General features: G+C 63.2%; 1 protein-coding gene. It reads right to left on the minus strand.

Features of this window, described 5'->3' with window-relative positions:
• The coding region (locus N8H74_RS29215; protein ID WP_262152175.1) for an immunoglobulin-like domain-containing protein at nucleotides 1-494 on the minus strand (494 nt) is incomplete at both ends.

Genomic DNA, 494 nt, shown 5'->3' on the forward strand with positions numbered 1-494 from the left:
AGCGACAGGTTGGTGGTGTCGACGGTGTCAGTCACGGTGGTGCTGACCGGCGTCTTGTCGGCGACCAGATTCTCGTAATTGCCGCCGCTGAGGTTGGTGATGGCGTTGGTCAACGGCGCATGACCGGTCAGCGCATCGTTCGGTGCAGTGGTGGTCACGGTGCCGGTGGTTTTACCCACTTCGATGGTGATCGACTGGCCGTTGGACAGGTTTACGGTCACTGGCGAGCCGGTGACCGGAGCGCCAACCGTCGCGGTGTAGGTGACGGTGCCACCTTCGGCCGCTGTACCGGTTGCGGTGAGCTTCACGGTCGTGGTGTCGATGGTGTCGGTGACGCTGGTCACGGCTGGCGTGTTGCTGGTCACCAGGTTTTCGAAGTTGCCGCCGGTGGCATTGGTGATCGATGCCTGCACCGGGCCGGCGTCTTTGTAGACGTCGTCGGTTGGCGCAGGAACGGTCACGGTGCCGGTGGTTTTGCCGGCGTCGATGGTGAT

It is taken from the genome of Pseudomonas sp. B2M1-30, from assembly GCF_025447575.1.
In the GTDB taxonomy this organism is placed as follows: Bacteria; Pseudomonadota; Gammaproteobacteria; order Pseudomonadales; family Pseudomonadaceae; genus Aquipseudomonas; species Aquipseudomonas botevensis.